An 18477-nucleotide genomic window follows, 5' to 3' on the forward strand; every position below is an offset into this window, starting at 1 on the left:
GACTATAGGGAGTTGCGGATGAACATACCTCCGGACGACCAAGGTCAGCCGAAAAGTGCCCGCGACGCGACGCGCGATCTTGCATCACGCATCGCTTCGGCCAAGAAGGAGCGCGATCTAGCGAACGGTAACGTTGCTGGTGGCGCTTCAGCAGATGCGAATGGAATGGCCCGCGGTATGCGCATGGGCTCCGAGTTCGTAGCGGCAATTTTGGTGGGAGCCGTAATGGGTTATCTCATCGACCTTGGTTTAGGAACGACGCCTTGGGCCATGATCATTTTATTGATCGTAGGCTTTGCAGCAGGCGTCAAAAATGTCGTTCGTACAGCGAACGAAATGAATGCCGCTTCGACGGTTGGGACCAATGAAGGCCCTGCTGACGCGAAGCGCGACGATAAAGATGACGCTTAGAGGGCTCCATGGCCGGTACTGACCCGATCCACCAGTTTGTCATCACCGATCTGATTCCGATTCATGTCGGAGATGAGGCCGCTGGTACCGCACTGAATCTCTCGTTCACCAATTCGGCCCTGTTTATGGCCGTTACGGTGGTGATCCTGACTGGTTTCATGGTTCTCTCCTCATCGCGTGCGGCGATGGTACCAAACCGGTTCCAGATGGCCGGCGAACTTCTATATAGTTTCGTCGCCAATATGTTGCGAAGTTCAGCGGGCACGGAAGGCATGAAGTTCTTCCCGTTCGTATTCTCGCTCTTTGGTTTCGTGCTCGTGGGTAACCTCCTCGGCATGTTCCCATACTTCTTCACCACAACCTCCCACATCATCGTTACTGCCGCTTTGGCGTTCCTCGTGATCGGTGTTGTGATCGTGTACGGTTTCTTCCGTCACGGCTTTAAGTTCCTCAAGCTGTTCGTACCGTCGGGTGTTCCCGGCTACGTTCTGCCGATTGTGGTGCCGATCGAGATCATTTCGTTCCTCTCGCGCCCAATCAGCCTTTCGGTTCGTTTGTTCGGCAATATCCTTGCCGGCCACATCACCCTGAAGGTTTTCTCTGGTTTCGTAGTTAGCCTTGGTGCCCTTGGCGCTCTCGGCTGGCTGGGTGCACTGCTGCCGCTCATCATGACGGTTGCAATCACAGCACTCGAACTCCTCGTCGCAGTCGTGCAGGCCTATGTGTTTGCAGTTCTGACTTCGATGTACCTCAACGACGCGGTTCACCCATCACACTAAGACGTTGAGTCTCTCAAACGGCGGCTTTTCGCCGGTAAACTTTGACCCTCGAAAGGACAAACAAATGGACGTTGAAGCCGCAAAGATGATCGGCGCCGGTATCGCAACCCTGGGTATGGCTGGTGCCGCCCTCGGCGTGTCGAACATCTTCTCGAACTTCCTCTCGGGCGCACTGCGCAACCCGTCTGCTGCTCCAAGCCAGACCGGTAACCTGATTTTCGGTATGGCTATGACCGAAGCACTGGGCATCTTCTCGTTCCTGGTCGCTCTGATCCTGCTGTTCGTTGCTTAATTAGCAACTTTAAGCGATCAATTCCGCAGCCGGATATTTTGTCCGGCTGCGCTTTATCTGGCCTCACGCCGGATGACCGGAATTAACGGGACACCGACCAGATGGTAACGCAAGCCTACGCTCAAGAAGCGGCAACGCCGACCGACGACACCGCGGTCCACGCTGACCACTCAGACACTCATGCAACTGTTTCGCATGGTGATGGTCACTCAGACGTGTTCCCGCCATTCGATCCGGCTACCTTCCCCAGCCAGTTGCTCTGGCTCGCAATCTGTTTCGCAGCGCTCTACCTCCTGATGAGCAAGCTGGCACTCCCGAAGGTCGGTAAGACCATCGAGAACCGCCAGGCGACGATCGCAGCGGACCTCGCTGCTGCCGACGCTGACCGTCAGAAGACCGACGCTGCAATCGCATCGTATGAAAAGGCACTTGCCGAAGCCAAGTCTAAGGCTCAGGCGATCGCTGCTCAGACCCGCGATGCAATCAATGCCGACATCACTGCAAAGCGTACTGCTGCAGAAGCTGACCTGACCGCTAAGGTCACCGAAGCTGAAGCGCGTATAGCAGCGACCAAGGCTGCCGCACTCACTAACGTTGATGAAATTGCTGCGGACACCGCACAGGCTGTCGTTGGCCAGATCGTTGGCGATGTTTCTGCCGACAGCATTCGCGCTGCCGTTGCTAAGGTGAAGGGTTAATCGCCATGCCAGTCTGGATGGACAATAGCTTTTTCGCCCTCGTAGGCCTCGTGATCTTCATTGGTCTGCTGGTTTACCTCGGCCTGCCACGCATCATCGGCGGCATGCTCGATAAGCAGATCGCTAAGATCGAAACTGAACTGTCGGAAGCCAAGCGCCTCCGTCAGGACGCAGCTGCCCTGCTCGTAGAATACGAACAGAAGCGCATTGCTGCTGAGAAGGACGCTCAGGACATCATCGCTTCGGCTCAGGAAGAAGCGAACCGTCTGACTGTTGAAGCCAAGGCTTCGCTGGAAGAGCTCGTCACCCGCCGCACTAAGGCTGTGGAAGACAAGATCGCCCAGGCAGAATCGCAGGCCATCGCGGAAGTCCGCGCACGCTCTGCAGATCTGGCAGTGGAAGCAGCCCGCGTTGTGCTCTCCGATGAAATGAACCGCAATGGCGGCAAGATCATCGACGCAGCTATCGCGGATGTGAGCACCAAGCTCAACTAAGTCCTTTAGCGCAGATATGAATTTTGAAGGCGGGCAGCAATGTCCGCCTTTTCTTTTGGGCAGGGGTCGACACCTCTACCTAACCTCCCCCTGTAATGGGGGAGGGATTGCATCGAGTTTGTTGCCGTTCTGGCGCAGCCTCGCATTTCGCAAATTACCTGTGCCGAATTGACGCGGGAAAGAATCTCGCGCATGGTCCGGGCGACTGCGGGAGAGACTGGCCTTGGCCAGCGCCGAAGGAGCAACCGCCCCGGAAACTCTCAGGCAACCGGACCGCAATCGGTACACAACTCTGGAAAGTGGACCAGGCAACTGGCCCCTCCGAAGGAGCAACTGGCGCTCAGTCAGGAATCTCTCAGGGCAAGGACAGAGGGGGCACGCACTCCGCGACAGCGGGGGATATCGTGCTGACCTCAAACCCGAGTTGTTCATGGCTCCTTTCGGCCCCGAAGACCTACACCAGACCCCGCTCTACGAAAAACACGTCATTGCTGGCGGACGCATTGTGCCGTTCGGGGGCTATGCCCTGCCCGTGCAATATCCCAGCGGGATTATGAATGAGCATAAGTGGACCCGCGAAAACGCTGGCCTATTTGACGTCAGCCATATGGGCCCGAGCTTTGTCCGGCTCAAATCTCCAAGCGGGGACCCAGAGGCGGATCACGCGAGTATTTCAGCGCTTATCGAGCCGCTGATCTGTGGCGACATCGCCAGCCTAAAACCGGGACAAATCCGCTACTCACTGCTGCTCAACGATGCTGGCGGCACAGTTGATGATCTGATGATCGCACGGTCACCTGATCAATCGGGGGTGCTCTATGTGGTGGTCAACGCTGGCACCAAGGATGGTGACTTCGCGCTGATTGAGCAGGCTCTCGGCGACACCGCAGAGCTTGGCCGGGCTGATCACAACAACGCACTACTTGCCGTACAGGGACCGGAGGCGGTCAATGTGATTGCGGGCCTGATCCCTGACGCTGTTGCGCTGGGATTTATGACCCACGCTAATCTGAGCTGGAACACCATTCCCGTGACCATCTCACGCGCCGGATATACGGGCGAAGATGGTTTTGAGATTCTCATCCCCGCAGCCCATGCCGAAGATTTTTGGGATGCATTGCTTACCGACGATCGGGTTAAGCCGATTGGCCTTGGCGCGCGTGACAGCCTGCGCCTTGAAGCTGGGCTGCCTCTTTACGGTCATGACCTCGACGAAACCATTTCCCCTATCGAGGCTGGCCTGGGCTTTGCTGTCGCCAAGCGCCGCCGCGAGGCTGCTGACTTCCCCGGAGCGCAACGCATTCTGGCTGAGCGCGAAGGGCAGTTGAGCCGGAAGCGCGTTGGCCTCTTTATCGAAGGTGCACCGGCCCGCGAGGGGGCTGAAATCACCGATGCCGATGGAGCCGTGATTGGCGTTGTGACCAGCGGCGGATTTGCTCCGTCCCTCAACAAAGCCATCGCCCTGGGTTTTGTGAAGCCCGAATACGCCGCTATCGGCACCAAATTGCAGGTTCTTGTCCGCAACCGAGCGCAAGCCGCCGAAGTTGTTGAGACGCCTTTCGTCCCACATCGCTATTTCCGCAAAACAATCTGAGGCCCCAGATGACCACCAAGTTTACCCCAGACCACGAATATATCCGCGTTGAAGGCACTACTGGCGTCGTGGGCATCACGCCCTATGCGCAAGATGCGCTTGGCGACATTGTTTTTGTCGAGCTGCCAAGTGTTGGCAAAGTGCTCAAGAAGGGCGACGAAGCAGCCGTCGTTGAATCGGTGAAAGCGGCATCGGAAATCTACGCGCCGGTTACCGGCACGGTCACCGAAGTCAACGAAGCGCTCAGCGGCCAGCCGGGCCTGATCAACACCGATCCAGAAGCTGCTGGCTGGATTTACAAAATCGAGATCGCTGACTCAGGCGAACTGAATGGCCTGCTCGATAACACCGCTTATGCCGATCTGACGAAGTAAGACACATCGATGCGCTATCTTCCCCACTCAGCCCACGAACGTGCCGACATGCTCGGCACAATCGGCGCGGCAAATATTGAGGCGCTGTTCAGCGCTGTCCCGACCTCCGCGCTCAAGAGCTTCACCCTTGACCTGCCTGCCCATAGCCCCGAGTTTTTGGTTGAGGCGCATATGCGGGCGCTTTCCAACAAGAACCACGCCGCAGGTAATGGTCCCTTCTTCGTCGGTGCTGGCGCTTATCGCCACCATATTCCAGCAACGGTTGATCACCTGATCCAGCGTTCGGAATGGCTGACGGCCTATACGCCCTATCAACCGGAGATTTCGCAGGGCACTTTGCAGATGCTCTTTGAATTCCAGACGCAGGTGGCAAAAATCACCGGCATGGATGTGGCCAACGCCTCTATGTACGATGGCTCGACCGGGACGGCAGAAGCCGTGCTGATGGCGCGCCGTATCACCCGCAAAAGCCGGGTGTTGCTCTCGGGTGGTCTGCACCCGCACTACCGCGATGTGGTGAAGGCTTATCTCAAGGATGATCCGGATCTGATCTGCCTGTCCCCCTCGCCCGAGGGTCAGGGCGACATTCTGGAACAGATCGACGGTAATACCGCCGCTATCGTTATTCAGACGCCGGATTTTTACGGCCATTTGCGCAATCTTAAAGCCGCAGCGGAGGCCGCTCACGCTGTTGGGGCGCTGCTCATCGTCGTGGTTACAGAAGTCGTGTCTTTGGGCCTCCTAGAGGCTCCGGGCGCTCTTGGAGCGGACATTGTTGTGTGCGAAGGCCAGTCGATTGGTAATGCGCTCAACTTTGGCGGCCCCTATCTGGGTCTGATGGCCACAAAGAAAGAATATGTTCGCCAAATGCCGGGCCGCCTGTGTGGCGAAACCGTCGATGCGGATGGCAATCGCGGCTTCGTGCTAACGCTCTCGACCCGCGAGCAGCATATCCGTCGCGAAAAGGCGACGAGCAATATTTGCACCAATTCTGGCCTGTGCGCCCTCGCCTTCTCCATTCATATGGCGCTGCTGGGCGAGGCTGGGTTTGTGCGGCTGGCGCGGCTCAACCACGCCAATGCGGTCAAGCTTGCCGATGCGTTGGCTAGCGTTGCCGGTGTGAGCGTTCTGAACACAACCTTCTTTAATGAGATGACCATTCGCACCGCTAAGGCTGCTGACCACGTGGTCGAGGCACTGGCACAGAAGGGCATTTTGGCGGGTGTTCCGGCAAGCCGCCTGCTGCCGGGTGATCCGGGGGTTGAAAACCTCATCATTCTCGCGGCAACCGAGCTGACGACGGACGGCGATATTGCGGCGCTAACAGCGGCGCTGGCGGAGGCATTGGCATGAGCATGAATACGCAAGGCCGCCCGACCGGAGTGGGCACTGCCAGCACGGGCGCATCGGGTTCGGCGCTGCTGCCCGATGAACCGCTGCTGTTTGAAATTGGCGACACCGAGCATTCGGGCGTTGATCTGCCCGAAGTCGAGATTTCTAATGCGCGTCTCGGCGGGTTTGAGCGCAAGACCAAGCTTGATCTGGCGGGGCTGACGGAGCCGGAAGCCATGCGCCACTACGTGCGCCTGTCGCGCCTCAATCACTCGATTGATAGTGGCATGTATCCGCTAGGCTCGTGCACGATGAAGCACAATCCGCGCCTCAACGAGAAGACGGCGCGCTTGCCGGGCTTTTCGGATATTCACCCGCTCCAGCCGGTCTCGACGGTTCAGGGTGCGCTCGAGCTGATGAATGAGCTCAGCCACTGGCTGATGACGCTGACCAATACGGCGGCTGTGGCGCTCTCGCCCAAAGCGGGTGCGCATGGCGAGCTGCTGGGCATGATGGCGATCAAGGCGGCGCAGGACGCCAAGGGCGAAAGCCACCGGAATGTGGTTCTCGTGCCGGAAAGCGCGCACGGGACCAATCCGGCAACGGCTGCTTTCTTGGGCTATACGGTGAAGCCTGTTCCGGCCAAGGCTGATGGCACTGTTGACGTGGAAGCAGTGAAGGCTGCGATCACGCCAGAGGTTGCCGCGATCATGCTGACCAACCCCAATACCTGCGGGTTGTTTGAGCCTCAGGTGATCGAGATCGCGCAGGCGATCCACGATGCCGGGGCCTATTTCTACTGCGATGGCGCAAACTTTAACGCCATTGTGGGTGTGGTGCGTCCGGGCGATCTTGGTATCGACGCCATGCACATCAATCTGCACAAGACCTTCTCAACACCACACGGCGGCGGCGGTCCGGGCGCAGGCCCTGTTGTGCTGTCGGAAGCGCTTGCCCCGTTTGCGCCCGTGCCATTTGTACGCAAGGGCGCTCAGGGGTTGGAGCTGGTCGAGCATGTCGAAGCTCAGGTTCTGGGACGCGTCACGGCCTTCCACGGGCAGATGGGCATGTATGTGCGGGCGCTGACCTATATGCTCAGCCACGGCGCTGACGGGCTGGCGCAGGCTGCAGAAGACGCGGTGCTCAACGCGAACTACGTCAAGGCGCGGCTTCAGCATCTGTTCTCGGTTCCGTTCCCGGATTACCCGACAATGCACGAAGCCCTGTTTGACGATAGCTTCCTCAAGGACACCGGCGTCACCACGCTCGATTTTGCCAAGGCGCTGATCGACGAGGGCTTCCACCCGATGACCATGTACTTCCCTCTGGTTGTGCATGGGGCGATGCTGATCGAGCCGACAGAAAGCGAAAGCAAGCAGACCTTGGACCGCTTCTGCGATGTCATGGCGGAGCTTGCCACCGAGGCAAAATCTGGCAATGCCGCTCGTTTCACCGGCGCACCGATGAAGGCCCCGCGTCGACGTCTCGATGAAACGCGTGCAGCGCGTCAGCCGATCCTCAAGTGGGAACGAGCAGCCGAAATTCCAAAGGCCGCTGAATAAAGAAAAGGCCCGGAGCGATCCGGGCCTTTTTATATCATGTCAGAAGCTCCTGCCTGTCGCGCAGAGCGCTTAGGCGAGGGTCTTAGCCGCGTGGGTCGAAGCCGACCCAGATGGTGATGCTTTCGCCGCCCAGGTATGGGATCTTGACGTTTTCGACGACCTTGACGAATTCCGACATTTGAGCCGGAGGCGTCAGTGCCACGGGTACGTTGTATTTTTCCGAGAAGATCGCCTGACCGTCACGCTCGACAGCAAAACGGATCGGTGCGTTGACCGAGGTCTGCTTGCCGGAAGGACCGAGCAGAATACGGCCGCTGACGCCCATGTTTACGGTGATCTGACCGTTGGACACCACGCAGTTGCGCGTCGCCTGGTCGATCACGCCCTGATACTGGAGCGCGCGGGCGTCGCCGGTGCGACCGCCGCCATAAAAATACATGGCCTCGCCGCCGAGACGGACCTTAATGGCAGGGCATTCCGTAGCGATGACCGGCAAGGCGTTGGTCTGTGCGCTGGCAACGGCAATTGGCGCTGCTGTCGCGTTTTGTAGGCCAGCATTGGACGACGAGCCGCCACCGAACATGCTGCCCATGGAGCAGCCAGCCAGAAGCGTGGCAAAGCCAAGTGCGGAGCCAATGCGGAGCGTGGAGACTAGGGAGTTCATCATCTAAAGCTGTCTCCAGAAGCTCAGGCTGCGTTGAGCGCAGTTAAAATAGCCGGGGCACCGCTGGCATTAACGCCAGGCGCATCCTCGACAAACACGGCATCAACGACACCATCGCGAATAATCATAGCGGCGCGCGCATAGCGATGACCCATGCCAAAGGCGCTGAAATCGCGATCAAGCCCGAGAGCGCTCGCAAAGTCCGCATTGCCATCGGCGATGAAGGTAATTTCATTGAGCGCGTTGGACGCTTCGGCCCAAGCCTTCATGACATGAGCATCATTGGCTGCGGCGCAAACAATCTTGGTCACACCGGCAGCGCGAAGCTTTTCAGCACTGGCAAGGAAGCCGGGCAGATGATTGACGTGGCAGGTTGGTGTAAACGCACCGGGGACTGAGAACAGAACGACCAAGCCTTCGCCGAGCGCTGCAGCGCTATCGACGTCGGTGGTGCCTTCTGCCGTTACCAACTTGATCCCAACTGAAGGGATCGGATTGCCGCGTTCAATCATCGTTGGATTGGCCCCTATTTGGCGGATACGCCGCCCTACCTCAAATACTACTCATCCGATATGCGCTTCTAGGATCACAAGCAAGTCAAAGGCTGCAACAACAGCATGCAGCATTAGTCGGTGGCTGGCTCAATCATCCCGCGAACCGCATAGGCTCCCTGATCGGTCATGAATGTGATCTCCACAGTCTGACCTTCCAAGGCACTATTGTCGGTTTTGTTCAATATGGGAAGCAGGACTAGGGGCTCCCCAAGGCTTTTTTGCGGCGCGCCAAATACTGGACCGGAGGGGCCCATGTCGATGATGACGCTGTCCGGATCGATTTCTGCTGAGAGGTCGCGAACCCAGACGCTCTTGCCATCTGCGTTCAAACCCAATGCCCCATAGGCAGGACTGTCTTGATCCCACGCGATTGGGACATCTGCCAAGGCCTGCTTCAGGCGTGAAGCATTGGCGCGGTCAGCTTGATACGTATTAAGGTCGAGCTCAAAACTAACTTGCGCGGGAATGCAAATTTCTTCGCAGATACCGAGAACCGCATCGAGCTTGAGGGTGCCTGACGGGTCCGACACATCCACCTCAAAGGGGAGGATGACGTCACCGTGATACACATAATCGAGAAGGCTGCCGATGCGTTTGCGCTCTGGATAGGGCCAGTGGACGGCGACGTCCGTAACCCCCTCACTTTTCCCAAAATCAAACTGCGCGGCAAAACCCGCCTGCCCTGGAACGCGCCAATAGGTGTTCGTGGTCGGCGGCATTTTCAGCTCTAAACCGGCCCAAGTCTTACCCTCAGAATCAACATTCCCATCGCTAATGAGACGCACTTCAACCGCGGGCGCGATCTCGACCCAAGGGGTCTCTGCGCCAATAACTGGCGCGGCTGACAGTAAAAAAATGAGGGAAACAATTGAGCGCATGACCCATTGGAGCACAGATAACATGGAAAAACAAAGGCATGATGTAAGCGAGCATGATGAGCAGTTTAGCGTATGCCGCGCTTGGCACTCAGGCTCTAGCATTCTAGAATAGTCATATGAATTCGCTCGAAGGTCACTTCCTCATCGCCATGCCAGACATGGACGATGAAAATTTTACGGAAAGCGTCATCTTCGTCGTCGGACACGGCGACGAGGGCGCGATGGGGCTCGTGGTCAACCAACCACTTGAGACCATGACCTTTGCTGACGTGCTCGACGAGTTGGACCTCAGCGCACCGCAATCGACTAAACGCCTGCCAGACTCAAACGGCGAGCGCATTGTCCTGCGTGGCGGGCCGGTCGAAAAGGGACGCGGGTTTGTGCTGCACACCGGCGATTACACCAGCGGCAATACCTATAAGGTGAACGATGGCGTTGGGCTGACCGCAACCTTGGATGTGATGCGCGCCATGGCCTATGGCCCGGCTCCGCAGCGCTCGCTGTTTGCTCTGGGGTGTTGCGGCTGGAGCCCCGGCCAATTGGAAGATGAAATCGCCGCCAATGGCTGGCTGACCATTCCCTATGACCGGGCTCTGCTATTCGATGTCCCACCAGAAAAGCGCTATCAGCACGCGCTTGATAGCCTGCGGATCACGCCCGCCTCGCTAAGCTCAGCCGTCGGGCACGGCTAAGGCGAAGAACTCGGGCTTAGCGCCCGAGTTGTGCTGCGAGTTTCTTACCCAGTTCAACGCCACTGATAGCGCCCGAGAACGCAAAGCCCTGCGCATAGCGGCAGTTGAGCTGACGCAAGCGCTCGATCTCGTCCAGCGTCTCAACGCCTTCAGCGATCACCATCAGATCAAGATCTGTCGCCATGCTGACGATGGCGCGGATGATCGGCGCCTGCGTATTCGCAATGCCGGAGTCCGTGCCCAAGCGGATAAAGTTCGCTGGGATTTTGATGGTGTCGATTGGGAAGCGGTGCAGATAGCTAAAAGAGGAATGCCCCGTACCGAAATCATCCAGCGCGATACCAAGTCCCAGATTGCGCAGCGCTTCGAGCATGAAGGCTGAGTGCTCAGGATTGGTCATCACCTGACTTTCGGTGATTTCGAGTTTTAAGTAATTCGCCAAGTCGCGATCTTGCGCCAAGAGGCTGCGCATATCGTTGAGGATATTGTCGTTGGCGAGTTGGGAGGGCGAGAGGTTCACCGAGATGAAGAAATTCTCGGGCAGCCCAATCGTCGTCATCCACTCGCGGGCTTGGGCTGCGGCCTGTTCAAAGGCGAGGCGGCCCAGACGGCTGATCTGACCAGAGCGCTCGGCCAAAGGCACGAACTCATCGGGCGTGACGATGCCACGGGTTGGATGGTTCCAGCGCATCAGCGCTTCACACCCGGCAAGTTGGCCGGAGTGGATGTCCATGATCGGCTGGAACTGAACCTGCAACTCACCCAGCTTGAGACCGCGTTCGAGGTCTTCCTCGCTGGCCTTGTTGTAGGAGGCAATGGAGCGGGCCGAAGCGCGATAGGCTTCGATACGATCGCCGCCCAGACGCTTTGCGTAATACATTGCCAGTTCGGCGTCGCGAAGCACATCCTGAGGCGTGGATGGGTTGCTGTCGTAGATGGTGACGCCAATAGAGGCAGTCAGCATCAGGTCACGATCACCAAAGTTGAAAGGCTGCTTGAGCGCCTTACGGATCTGCTCAGCCGTTTCAGCGATTTTTGCAGCCGCTTGTTCTGACGCCAAGATGACGGCGAACTGATCACCGGTAACACGAGCCAGCGTATCAAGCGGACGCATCAGACGCGAGATACGGCGCGAAATGGCCAGCAGCACCGAGTCGGCTGCGGAATGGCCAATGCGCTCCTCAAGCTCCATGAACCGATCGATGTCGATAAGGAACACGGCCGGCTTGATCCCACCCGGCGCGCGGGCACGCACCAGTGCGCGATCCAAGCGATCCAAGAACAGCTGACGGTTTGGCAGGCCAGTCAGGCTATCGTGCACAGCGTCATGCAAGAGACGTTCGCGCGCAGCACGATCTTCAGTGACATCCTGCAACGTACCAACAATACGGTTGACCTGGCCGTCGCCACCCAGAACGGGCTTCACGCGCATGCGGAAGGTGCGGAAATTGCCATCGTGACCGGCAATCCGCATATCGGCGGAAACCTTGCCGCGGCGCAGCTCAACCAACGTATCGAAAGCGGTACGGAAGCGATCGCGGTCTTCGGGATGAACACGGTCGAGCCAGCGCTTGATGGCGCCGCGCAACGCACCACGCTTTTCGCCGAGACGCGTCGCCAGCTCATCACTGACGGTGACGCGGTCACGCTCGATATTCCAATCGAAGACGAAGTCGCCCGAACCCGTGAGGGCGAGCGCACGGCGCTCAACTTCGGACAGGGTGCCAATGGTCACCTGCCCTTCAGAGAAGGCGTGTTGGACCGCCGTAAAGCCCAAGAGCATGACAATGAGCACCAAGCCGCCAGCGACGGCTGGCTGGGCAATGTCATTGGTCACCTGACCCGAGATGACGAGCCAAGAATAGAACAGCAGCGCGATAAAGATGATCCACGTGGGGACCAGCAGCACAGCGCGGTCATAACCGCGCAAAGCCAGCATCAGGATCAGGAAGAAGCCAGAAACGCCGAGCATGGCCAAAACCACACGCGCAATGGTTGCGGCAATGGCTGGCTGGAAGAAGGCGAAGGCAAAGAGAGCCAGAAACAGCGCGGCGAGTCCCATCGCCAAATGGACGAAGCGCAGATGCCAGCGGTGTAGATTGAGATAGATAAACAAGAACCCGGCAAGGGTTGTCGCTAAGAGCGCCTCCGCCGCCGCACGCCATGGTTGAACGCCGTCAGCAGGCAGGTTGAGGATGCGCCCGAGAATGCCAAAATCGATCAGCAGGTAGATCAATACGGCCCATGCAAACGCGGCAGTGACCGGGAATACGCCGCGCCCCTTGACCACGAACATGATGGTGAGAAACACCGCTGCGAGCGAGGCAACGCCGAGGACCACGCCACGGAACAAGGTGAAGGAGTTCACATAGTCGCGGTAGGCGTTCGGCTCCCAGAGGTACAGCTCTGGCAGGCTGCCGCCGCTCAGCTCGGCGATCACGGTCATGGTGGCGCCCGGGTCGAGCGTCACTTCAAACACGTCCGCTTCCGGGTCGACGACGCGTTCAGGGCGAATGCCTGAGCTTGGCGTGACGGTGGTGATGCGGCTTTGCCCCAAATCTGGGGTCAGGACGCCAGAATCAGGCAGGCGGTAATAAGGGGAAACCAGCAGGCGTTCGATCTGCTGATCGCTGTCGTTGCGCAAGGCGAACAAGGCAAAGCTTGGATTGGTACCCAGCTCGTTGGCCAACACCTCAATGCGCCGAATGATGCCGCTGCTGTCCGGCGCGGTCGAAAGCTGCACACGGCCATCCTGACCGGGAACAATCTCGACAACATCAGACAAATTCACAGCCTTCACGTCCTCAGGGACGGAAATGACTTCAAAACCTTGCGCTGGCGCTAGGCTAAACAGAGCGAGCGCGAACACGGTCGCGAGTGCAAACAGATGACGCATTAGAGGCAGTTAAATCCTGCGCTAGGCTTCATTATGGCAACGGTCGCAGATCGTGAACACAATCTCTGACACAGCTTGGTCGGTTCATCCTCCAGAGGATCGATTAACTTGGTAAGGGAGAAACCATGACGCGACAAGCTTCTGACATTGTTGCGAGGAAGCAACATGTGGATCAGACGTATCGCTGCGTTGATTTTTGCCAAGACAACATCATCCAGCGCTCGCGTGAAAGCCCCATTAAAATATGGTCGGCCCAACGCCCATCGATCTGCAAATAGTGGTCGGCAAACCCCTCTTCCTTGAAACCATTCTTTTCGAGAACTCGGCGGGACGCGCGGTTGTTTGGAATGAAGGCCGCGTGGAGGCGGTGTAAATCCAGCGTCTCAAAGGCGAAGGGAATGAGGAGTGCGACGGCCCGACTCATAATCCCCTGCCCGGCGTAGCGTTGTCCCATCCAATAGCCAAGATTGGCGAACTGAGCGGCACGTCGGCGGATGTTGGAGAGCGTCACGCCGCCAACGAGGACATCCTTTTGCCCATCGTGAAGGAAAACGAAGAAGGTGTAGTCTGTGCCTTCTTCCGCCTCGATGCGGGCGCGTTTGACGCGATGGGCGTAGATGCGTCGCGCCAAATCCTTTTCAGACCAGCGCGGTTCATAGGGACGGAGGAAATCATAGCTTTGCCGACGCAGCGTTGCCCACTGATCGTAGTCGCGCATAGCGGGCAAGCGGAGGGTGATGTCTCCGGCCTTTAACACAACCAGCGATGCTGGAGATGACCAAGGCCAGAGCATGATGACTACCGCTTTAGGGTTTCGCCAATGGTTTGAACGTCGGCCAGATGATCAATCGGACCGATGCCGGCCAGTGTGGGGACACCGGTGGTGAAGATTTGTTCCGCCACTTCCCGCACGCGCGCCGCAGTGATGCGGTTGATGCGTTCCACTGTTTCAGCCATCGGGATCGTGCGGCCCCAAAGGATCTGCTGACGGGCCAACTGGCCAGCGCGCGCCGATGGGCTTTCGAGCGACATGAGGAGCCCGGCGCGAATCTGATTGCGGACGCGCATCACTTCTTCATCGGTGATGGTCTCGGTGGCACGCCGAAGCTCATCGAGCACGACAGGGATCAGCTCGGGCACTTCTTCTTCGCCGGTTGCTGCTGCAACGCCGAAGACGCCGCTATCGGCGAAGGCCCAGTGGAAGGCATAGACCGAATAGCAAAGGCCACGCTTTTCACGCACCTCTTGGAAGAGACGCGAGCTCATGCCGCCGCCGAGAATGGAAGCGAGCACTTGCGAGGCGTAGAACCCATCAGAATTATAGGCGCGGCCCTGGAAGCCCAGAACGATATGAGCCTGCTCGTGATCCGAGGACACACGCGCCTCCCCGCCCTGATACTCAGCGCGCTGCGGCGCTGGAGCACCATTTGGCGTCAAATCAGCAAAGCGGCTGCGCGCGACCTCGACAAGGCCATCGTGATCGACATTGCCAGCTGCGGCCAGAACCATGTGATCGCCCACATAGTTGCGGCGCATGTATTTGTGGACGGTGTCTGCGGAGAATTCCCGGACCGATTCCGCAGTGCCCAAAATGGTGCGGCCAATCGGCTGATTTGGGAAAGCAGCCTGCTGGAACATGTCAAAGACATAGTCGTCGGGATTGTCGCGAGCAGCGCCAATCTCCTGAACAATCACCTGCTTTTCGCGCGCGAGTTCGTCTTCATCGAACTTGGAGTTCTGCAGAATGTCGGAAAGGATGTCGGCAGCGAGAACGACGTCGTCCTTGAGCACGCGAGCGAAATAGCCTGTGTGTTCAATGGAAGTCGCAGCATTGAGATCGCCGCCCACATTTTCAATTGCTTCCGCAATTTCGAGCGCCGTGCGGGTGTGCGTCCCCTTGAAAGCCATATGCTCCAAGAGGTGCGAGACACCATGCTCGGTTTTGCGCTCGGAGCGCGCACCGGCGCGAACCCAAACTCCCAGAGAAGCGCTTTCCAGATGCGGCATGTCGTCAGTCAACACGACCATGCCGTTATCAAGAGTAGTCGATTTTACGCTCACACTGGTCCTCCTGAGCCTTCAGCCGAAGCTGCAGCCCCTTGTTAGTTCGCGCGGCTACGAGCGCCGATAAAATCTTCGATCAATTGTTGATCATTCGCAAGGACAGTTAGCCGTTCTTCACGATCGTAAAGATCCGCCAACCAAGATGGAAGCGGAGGATTGATGCCGGATGCGGCCTCAACTGCTGCCGGGAACTTGGCCGGGTGCGCAGTCGAGAGCGAAATCATCGGCACTTCAGACTTTGGCTGAGCCTGTGCCACGCCAACGGCGACCGCCGTGTGAGGGTCGAGCAGATAAGCACTCTGGGCTTGCGTGTCCGCGATCACCTTGCTGGTTTCCGCTTCGCCGGTCGTCCCGGCTGCAAAGTCCTTGCGGATGGCCGCAATGGCATTTGCTGGAAGATCGAACCCACCCGACTGCTTCAACCCTGCCATCATGCGCGATACGCCTTCGGCATCGCGGCCGGCGCTTTCAAACAGCAAACGCTCAAAGTTCGATGAAATCTGAATATCCATCGATGGCGAGATGGTCGGCGCAACGCCGTTCATCTCATAGCGACCGGTATCCAGGGTGCGACGCAGAATGTCGTTGGCATTGGTGGCGATGATCAGTTTTTCGACCGGCAGGCCCATCTGCTTGGCGCAGTAGCCAGCAAAGACGTCGCCGAAATTCCCGGTCGGGACCGTGAAGCTCACCTTGCGATGCGGTGCGCCAATGGCGACAGCCGACGTGAAGTAATAGACGATCTGCGCAACAATGCGGCCCCAGTTGATCGAGTTGACACCCGAGAGGCGCACGCGATCGCGGAAAGCATGGTTGTTGAACATGGCTTTAACGGCGTCCTGACAATCGTCAAAGGTGCCTTCAAGCGCGATATTGTGAACGTTGGAATCGAGCACTGTCGTCATCTGACGACGCTGAACTTCCGACGTACGGCCCTTGGGGTGCAGGATGAAGATGTCAGTGGTGTCGCGGCCACGGAAAGCCTCAATAGCCGCTGACCCGGTGTCGCCTGACGTGGCGCCAACGATGGTTGCGCGCAGGCCGCGTTCAGCCAGGATATGATCCATGATGCGGCTGAGGAACTGCATCGCTACATCCTTGAAGGCCAAGGTCGGGCCGTGGAAGAGCTCGAGGACGAAGTGGCCGGGCTCAAGCTCTACGAGCGGCGCCACCGAAGGATGGCGGAAGGTGGCATAGGCTTCATCGATGATGCGCTTGAGGGTCTCGGCTGGGATTTCATCGCCAGTGAAGCGAGAGATCACTGCATAAGCGACCTCCGCATATGGCTTACCAGCAAAGCTCGCAATTTCCGCATGGGTGAATTGCGGCCAAGTTTGCGGCACATAGAGACCACCGTCCGAAGCAAGACCTGCGAGAACGGCATCGGAGAAACCAAGCGCAGGCGCCTGGCCGCGCGTAGAAACAAACTGCATCGAGGGAAAGCGCCCTTTTAGAATTGCTGCAACCTAGTCAAAGCCGACGAGAGCTGCAAGCTTTCGCCACAGTCAAAGTCAGACTTCTCTTCGCGCCTGTCGCCAGAGCCAATAGCCCAGCATTAGAACAGCGATGATGGCGAAACCATACCAAGTCATGGAATAGCCAAGGTGATTATTGGTGAAGGTGACTTTCGTCTCGCCTGCCTGTGGGAGAACGCCGGGTTCACCCGCCAGCATATCAACGTAAAACGGCGCCAGTGGTGCCAAGGCAGGATCCACCATTGCCCCCATGCGAGCGATGTTGCGAACCCATTCGACCCTGTCTGAGTTATTGGGTTCTGGGGTCATCCAGCCAAGCTGTTCATCCTGACGCCAGAGGCCAACAATCGTGATCGTTTCCGGATCATCGCCGTGCAGGTCGCCAAGGGCTGCCTGTTCCTGTAATTCTTGTGGAACGTAGCCACGGTTGACGAACACCGTGCCACCATCGACCAACTCAAACGGGGTGACCACCCAATAGCCGGGCCCCTTGTAGGGACCACGGGGATCGGTGAGGCTGGTGAAGACAGTTATGGTCTGCGTGTAGCGGAATGTGCCGGTTAGGCTGACCGGGGTAAAATTCCAGTCATCGGGCTCAAGCTGCTGCCACTGGTCGACGCTCGGTACGGGGACTGGCTCCGCATCCAAGCGCTGATCGACAGCTGCGATCAACGCCTCCTTCTCAGCCAAGCGGTCCATCTGCCAGCCGCCCAAGAACACGCATGTGCCCGCGAGGGCCAGCATGATCGCGGCGAACAAATAATCGGTCCACTTCAAACCGCGGCGCTTTGGCAAAACAGCTGAGGGCGATGGCATCGTCATTCTCCAACAAAAAAGGGCGCAGCAATGCCGCGCCCCTATTCATGTCTAAGCCGAGGCTTAGTGGCTCAGGGCAACGCCCCATGCACCCCAGATATAGATGGTGGCGAAGAGGAACAGCCAAACAACGTCCACGAAGTGCCAGTACCAAGCAGCGAACTCGAAGCCGAGGTGACGCTGTGGGGTGAAGTGGCCCTTCATTGCGCGAAGCAGGCAAACGGCCAAGAACACCGTACCGACGATCACGTGGAAACCATGCAGACCGGTCGCAGCCACGAAGGTCGAACCGTACATGTTGCCAGTGAACGAGAAGCCAGCGTGGCTGTATTCAAGGTACTGAACGTAGGTGAAGACAACGCCGAGTGCGACGGTGAGACCAAGACCCCACTTGAGACCCTTGCGATCACCTTCGAGCAGTGCATGGTGCGCCCAGGTCACGGTGGTGCCCGATGTCAGCAGCAGGAGGGTGTTGAAGAGTGGCAGGTGGAACGGATCGAAGAGTTCGATGCCAGTTGGTGGCCAATGACCGCCGGTTGCCGCAACACGAGCGTACTGTTCGATGTCATCGTAACGGAAGAAACCGTCGAAATATGCCCAGAAGACACCGGCGAAAACCATGACTTCCGAAGCAATGAACAGGATCATGCCATAGCGGTGGTGCATGACCACGACTGGGGTATGATCAACGCCGTTCTCGGCTTCCTTAACAACGTCGCTCCACCATGCGTACATGGTGTAGAGCACACCGGCGGTGCCGATGGCGAAGACCCAAGGGGTCCAATTCTGCATCCAGAAGATCGCGCCTACCGCCATAATGAAGATTGCGGCGGACATGACGAACGGCCAGGGACTGGGTTCGACCATGTGATATTCATGGTTCTTTTCTATGGCGGCCATGT

The 18477-nt window shown here is 58.1% G+C and carries 19 protein-coding genes and 1 riboswitch; of the genes, 10 read left to right on the top strand and 9 right to left on the bottom strand.

What is annotated here, in order from left to right; all coding sequences use genetic code 11:
* Nucleotides 1–18: 18 nt before the first annotated feature.
* The 9 genes from JHL21_RS08370 (at nt 19) to gcvPB (ending at nt 7536) form a co-directional block, all read left to right on the top strand.
* Complete coding sequence (locus JHL21_RS08370; RefSeq protein ID WP_169195884.1) at nt 19–411, top strand: AtpZ/AtpI family protein; 393 nt, start codon at nt 19–21, stop codon at nt 409–411.
* 8 nt (nt 412–419) lie between these two features.
* Nucleotides 420–1190: a F0F1 ATP synthase subunit A gene (locus JHL21_RS08375; RefSeq protein ID WP_169195883.1), complete on the top strand. Its 771-nt coding sequence runs from the start codon at nt 420–422 to the stop codon at nt 1188–1190.
* Nucleotides 1191–1254: 64 nt separating this feature from the next.
* Nucleotides 1255–1482, top strand: coding sequence for a F0F1 ATP synthase subunit C (locus JHL21_RS08380; RefSeq protein ID WP_169195882.1), 228 nt, complete (start codon nt 1255–1257; stop codon nt 1480–1482).
* Nucleotides 1483–1583: 101 nt separating this feature from the next.
* Nucleotides 1584–2180, top strand: a complete 597-nt coding sequence (locus JHL21_RS08385; RefSeq protein WP_200212945.1) for a F0F1 ATP synthase subunit B — start codon at nt 1584–1586, stop codon at nt 2178–2180.
* A gap of 5 nt (nt 2181–2185) precedes the next feature.
* Nucleotides 2186–2674, top strand: a complete 489-nt coding sequence (locus tag JHL21_RS08390; RefSeq protein WP_254081971.1) for an ATP F0F1 synthase subunit B — start codon at nt 2186–2188, stop codon at nt 2672–2674.
* A 198-nt stretch (nt 2675–2872) separates the two neighbouring features.
* Nucleotides 2873–2960: riboswitch (glycine riboswitch) on the top strand.
* A gap of 144 nt (nt 2961–3104) precedes the next feature.
* Nucleotides 3105–4268, top strand: coding sequence for a glycine cleavage system aminomethyltransferase GcvT (gene gcvT, locus JHL21_RS08395; RefSeq protein ID WP_200212946.1), 1164 nt, complete (start codon nt 3105–3107; stop codon nt 4266–4268).
* 8 nt (nt 4269–4276) lie between these two features.
* Entirely contained in the window at nt 4277–4642 is a 366-nt protein-coding gene (gene gcvH, locus JHL21_RS08400; RefSeq protein WP_200212948.1) for a glycine cleavage system protein GcvH, read from the top strand.
* A 9-nt stretch (nt 4643–4651) separates the two neighbouring features.
* A complete protein-coding gene (gcvPA, locus tag JHL21_RS08405; protein ID WP_200212949.1) occupies nt 4652–5995 on the top strand; it encodes an aminomethyl-transferring glycine dehydrogenase subunit GcvPA in 1344 nt (447 codons plus the stop codon).
* Nucleotides 5992–7536, top strand: a complete 1545-nt coding sequence (gene gcvPB, locus JHL21_RS08410) for an aminomethyl-transferring glycine dehydrogenase subunit GcvPB (RefSeq protein ID WP_200212950.1) — start codon at nt 5992–5994, stop codon at nt 7534–7536. The genes gcvPA and gcvPB overlap by 4 nt, the downstream gene beginning before the upstream one ends.
* A gap of 82 nt (nt 7537–7618) precedes the next feature.
* Here gcvPB and JHL21_RS08415 read toward each other — a convergent pair whose 3' ends face one another.
* From JHL21_RS08415 to JHL21_RS08425, 3 genes are all read right to left on the bottom strand, one after another.
* Nucleotides 7619–8203, bottom strand: a complete 585-nt coding sequence (locus JHL21_RS08415; RefSeq protein WP_182394833.1) for a hypothetical protein — start codon at nt 8201–8203, stop codon at nt 7619–7621.
* 20 nt (nt 8204–8223) lie between these two features.
* Entirely contained in the window at nt 8224–8712 is a 489-nt protein-coding gene (locus JHL21_RS08420; protein WP_200212951.1) for a peroxiredoxin, read from the bottom strand.
* A 113-nt stretch (nt 8713–8825) separates the two neighbouring features.
* The gene (locus JHL21_RS08425; protein ID WP_367948169.1) at nt 8826–9734 is read right to left on the bottom strand and encodes a protein-disulfide reductase DsbD domain-containing protein; all 909 of its coding nucleotides are present in this window, start codon (nt 9732–9734) and stop codon (nt 8826–8828) included.
* Between the two features lie 14 nt (nt 9735–9748).
* On the opposite strand from JHL21_RS08425, the gene JHL21_RS08430 reads away from it, so the two are divergent.
* Nucleotides 9749–10324, top strand: a complete 576-nt coding sequence (locus tag JHL21_RS08430) for a YqgE/AlgH family protein (RefSeq protein WP_169195872.1) — start codon at nt 9749–9751, stop codon at nt 10322–10324.
* 16 nt (nt 10325–10340) lie between these two features.
* On the opposite strand, the gene JHL21_RS08435 is transcribed toward JHL21_RS08430, so the two are convergent.
* From JHL21_RS08435 to JHL21_RS08460, 6 genes are all read right to left on the bottom strand, one after another.
* The gene (locus JHL21_RS08435; protein WP_200212953.1) at nt 10341–13220 is read right to left on the bottom strand and encodes an EAL domain-containing protein; all 2880 of its coding nucleotides are present in this window, start codon (nt 13218–13220) and stop codon (nt 10341–10343) included.
* A gap of 172 nt (nt 13221–13392) precedes the next feature.
* Nucleotides 13393–14013 (bottom strand): GNAT family N-acetyltransferase, encoded by a 621-nt coding sequence (locus tag JHL21_RS08440; protein WP_200212955.1) that lies wholly within the window; start codon nt 14011–14013, stop codon nt 13393–13395.
* A 5-nt stretch (nt 14014–14018) separates the two neighbouring features.
* Nucleotides 14019–15281 (bottom strand): pitrilysin family protein, encoded by a 1263-nt coding sequence (locus tag JHL21_RS08445; protein WP_169195869.1) that lies wholly within the window; start codon nt 15279–15281, stop codon nt 14019–14021.
* 41 nt (nt 15282–15322) lie between these two features.
* Complete coding sequence (thrC, locus tag JHL21_RS08450) at nt 15323–16717, bottom strand: threonine synthase (protein WP_200212956.1); 1395 nt, start codon at nt 16715–16717, stop codon at nt 15323–15325.
* Nucleotides 16718–16795: 78 nt separating this feature from the next.
* Nucleotides 16796–17575, bottom strand: a complete 780-nt coding sequence (locus JHL21_RS08455; RefSeq protein ID WP_200212957.1) for an SURF1 family protein — start codon at nt 17573–17575, stop codon at nt 16796–16798.
* A 63-nt stretch (nt 17576–17638) separates the two neighbouring features.
* Nucleotides 17639–18475, bottom strand: coding sequence for a cytochrome c oxidase subunit 3 (locus JHL21_RS08460; RefSeq protein WP_200212958.1), 837 nt, complete (start codon nt 18473–18475; stop codon nt 17639–17641).
* Nucleotides 18476–18477: the final 2 nt, after the last annotated feature.

The organism is Devosia sp. WQ 349K1, from assembly GCF_016595685.1.
GTDB lineage: Bacteria > Pseudomonadota > Alphaproteobacteria > Rhizobiales > Devosiaceae > Devosia.

What these genes read in the sequence shown, in the direction of transcription:
- JHL21_RS08370 (WP_169195884.1), top strand. Translation starts at nt 19, where the DNA reads ATGAACATACCTCCGGACGACCAAGGTCAGCCGAAAAGTGCCCGCGAC.
- JHL21_RS08375 (WP_169195883.1), top strand. Translation starts at nt 420, where the DNA reads ATGGCCGGTACTGACCCGATCCACCAGTTTGTCATCACCGATCTGATT.
- JHL21_RS08380 (WP_169195882.1), top strand. Translation starts at nt 1,255, where the DNA reads ATGGACGTTGAAGCCGCAAAGATGATCGGCGCCGGTATCGCAACCCTG.
- JHL21_RS08385 (WP_200212945.1), top strand. Translation starts at nt 1,584, where the DNA reads ATGGTAACGCAAGCCTACGCTCAAGAAGCGGCAACGCCGACCGACGAC.
- JHL21_RS08390 (WP_254081971.1), top strand. Translation starts at nt 2,186, where the DNA reads ATGCCAGTCTGGATGGACAATAGCTTTTTCGCCCTCGTAGGCCTCGTG.
- gcvT (WP_200212946.1), top strand. Translation starts at nt 3,105, where the DNA reads ATGGCTCCTTTCGGCCCCGAAGACCTACACCAGACCCCGCTCTACGAA.
- gcvH (WP_200212948.1), top strand. Translation starts at nt 4,277, where the DNA reads ATGACCACCAAGTTTACCCCAGACCACGAATATATCCGCGTTGAAGGC.
- gcvPA (WP_200212949.1), top strand. Translation starts at nt 4,652, where the DNA reads ATGCGCTATCTTCCCCACTCAGCCCACGAACGTGCCGACATGCTCGGC.
- gcvPB (WP_200212950.1), top strand. Translation starts at nt 5,992, where the DNA reads ATGAGCATGAATACGCAAGGCCGCCCGACCGGAGTGGGCACTGCCAGC.
- JHL21_RS08415 (WP_182394833.1), bottom strand. Translation starts at nt 8,203, where the DNA reads ATGATGAACTCCCTAGTCTCCACGCTCCGCATTGGCTCCGCACTTGGC.
- JHL21_RS08420 (WP_200212951.1), bottom strand. Translation starts at nt 8,712, where the DNA reads ATGATTGAACGCGGCAATCCGATCCCTTCAGTTGGGATCAAGTTGGTA.
- JHL21_RS08425 (WP_367948169.1), bottom strand. Translation starts at nt 9,734, where the DNA reads ATGCTAGAGCCTGAGTGCCAAGCGCGGCATACGCTAAACTGCTCATCA.
- JHL21_RS08430 (WP_169195872.1), top strand. Translation starts at nt 9,749, where the DNA reads ATGAATTCGCTCGAAGGTCACTTCCTCATCGCCATGCCAGACATGGAC.
- JHL21_RS08435 (WP_200212953.1), bottom strand. Translation starts at nt 13,220, where the DNA reads ATGCGTCATCTGTTTGCACTCGCGACCGTGTTCGCGCTCGCTCTGTTT.
- JHL21_RS08440 (WP_200212955.1), bottom strand. Translation starts at nt 14,013, where the DNA reads ATGCTCTGGCCTTGGTCATCTCCAGCATCGCTGGTTGTGTTAAAGGCC.
- thrC (WP_200212956.1), bottom strand. Translation starts at nt 16,717, where the DNA reads ATGCAGTTTGTTTCTACGCGCGGCCAGGCGCCTGCGCTTGGTTTCTCC.
- JHL21_RS08455 (WP_200212957.1), bottom strand. Translation starts at nt 17,575, where the DNA reads ATGCCATCGCCCTCAGCTGTTTTGCCAAAGCGCCGCGGTTTGAAGTGG.
- JHL21_RS08460 (WP_200212958.1), bottom strand. Translation starts at nt 18,475, where the DNA reads ATGGCCGCCATAGAAAAGAACCATGAATATCACATGGTCGAACCCAGT.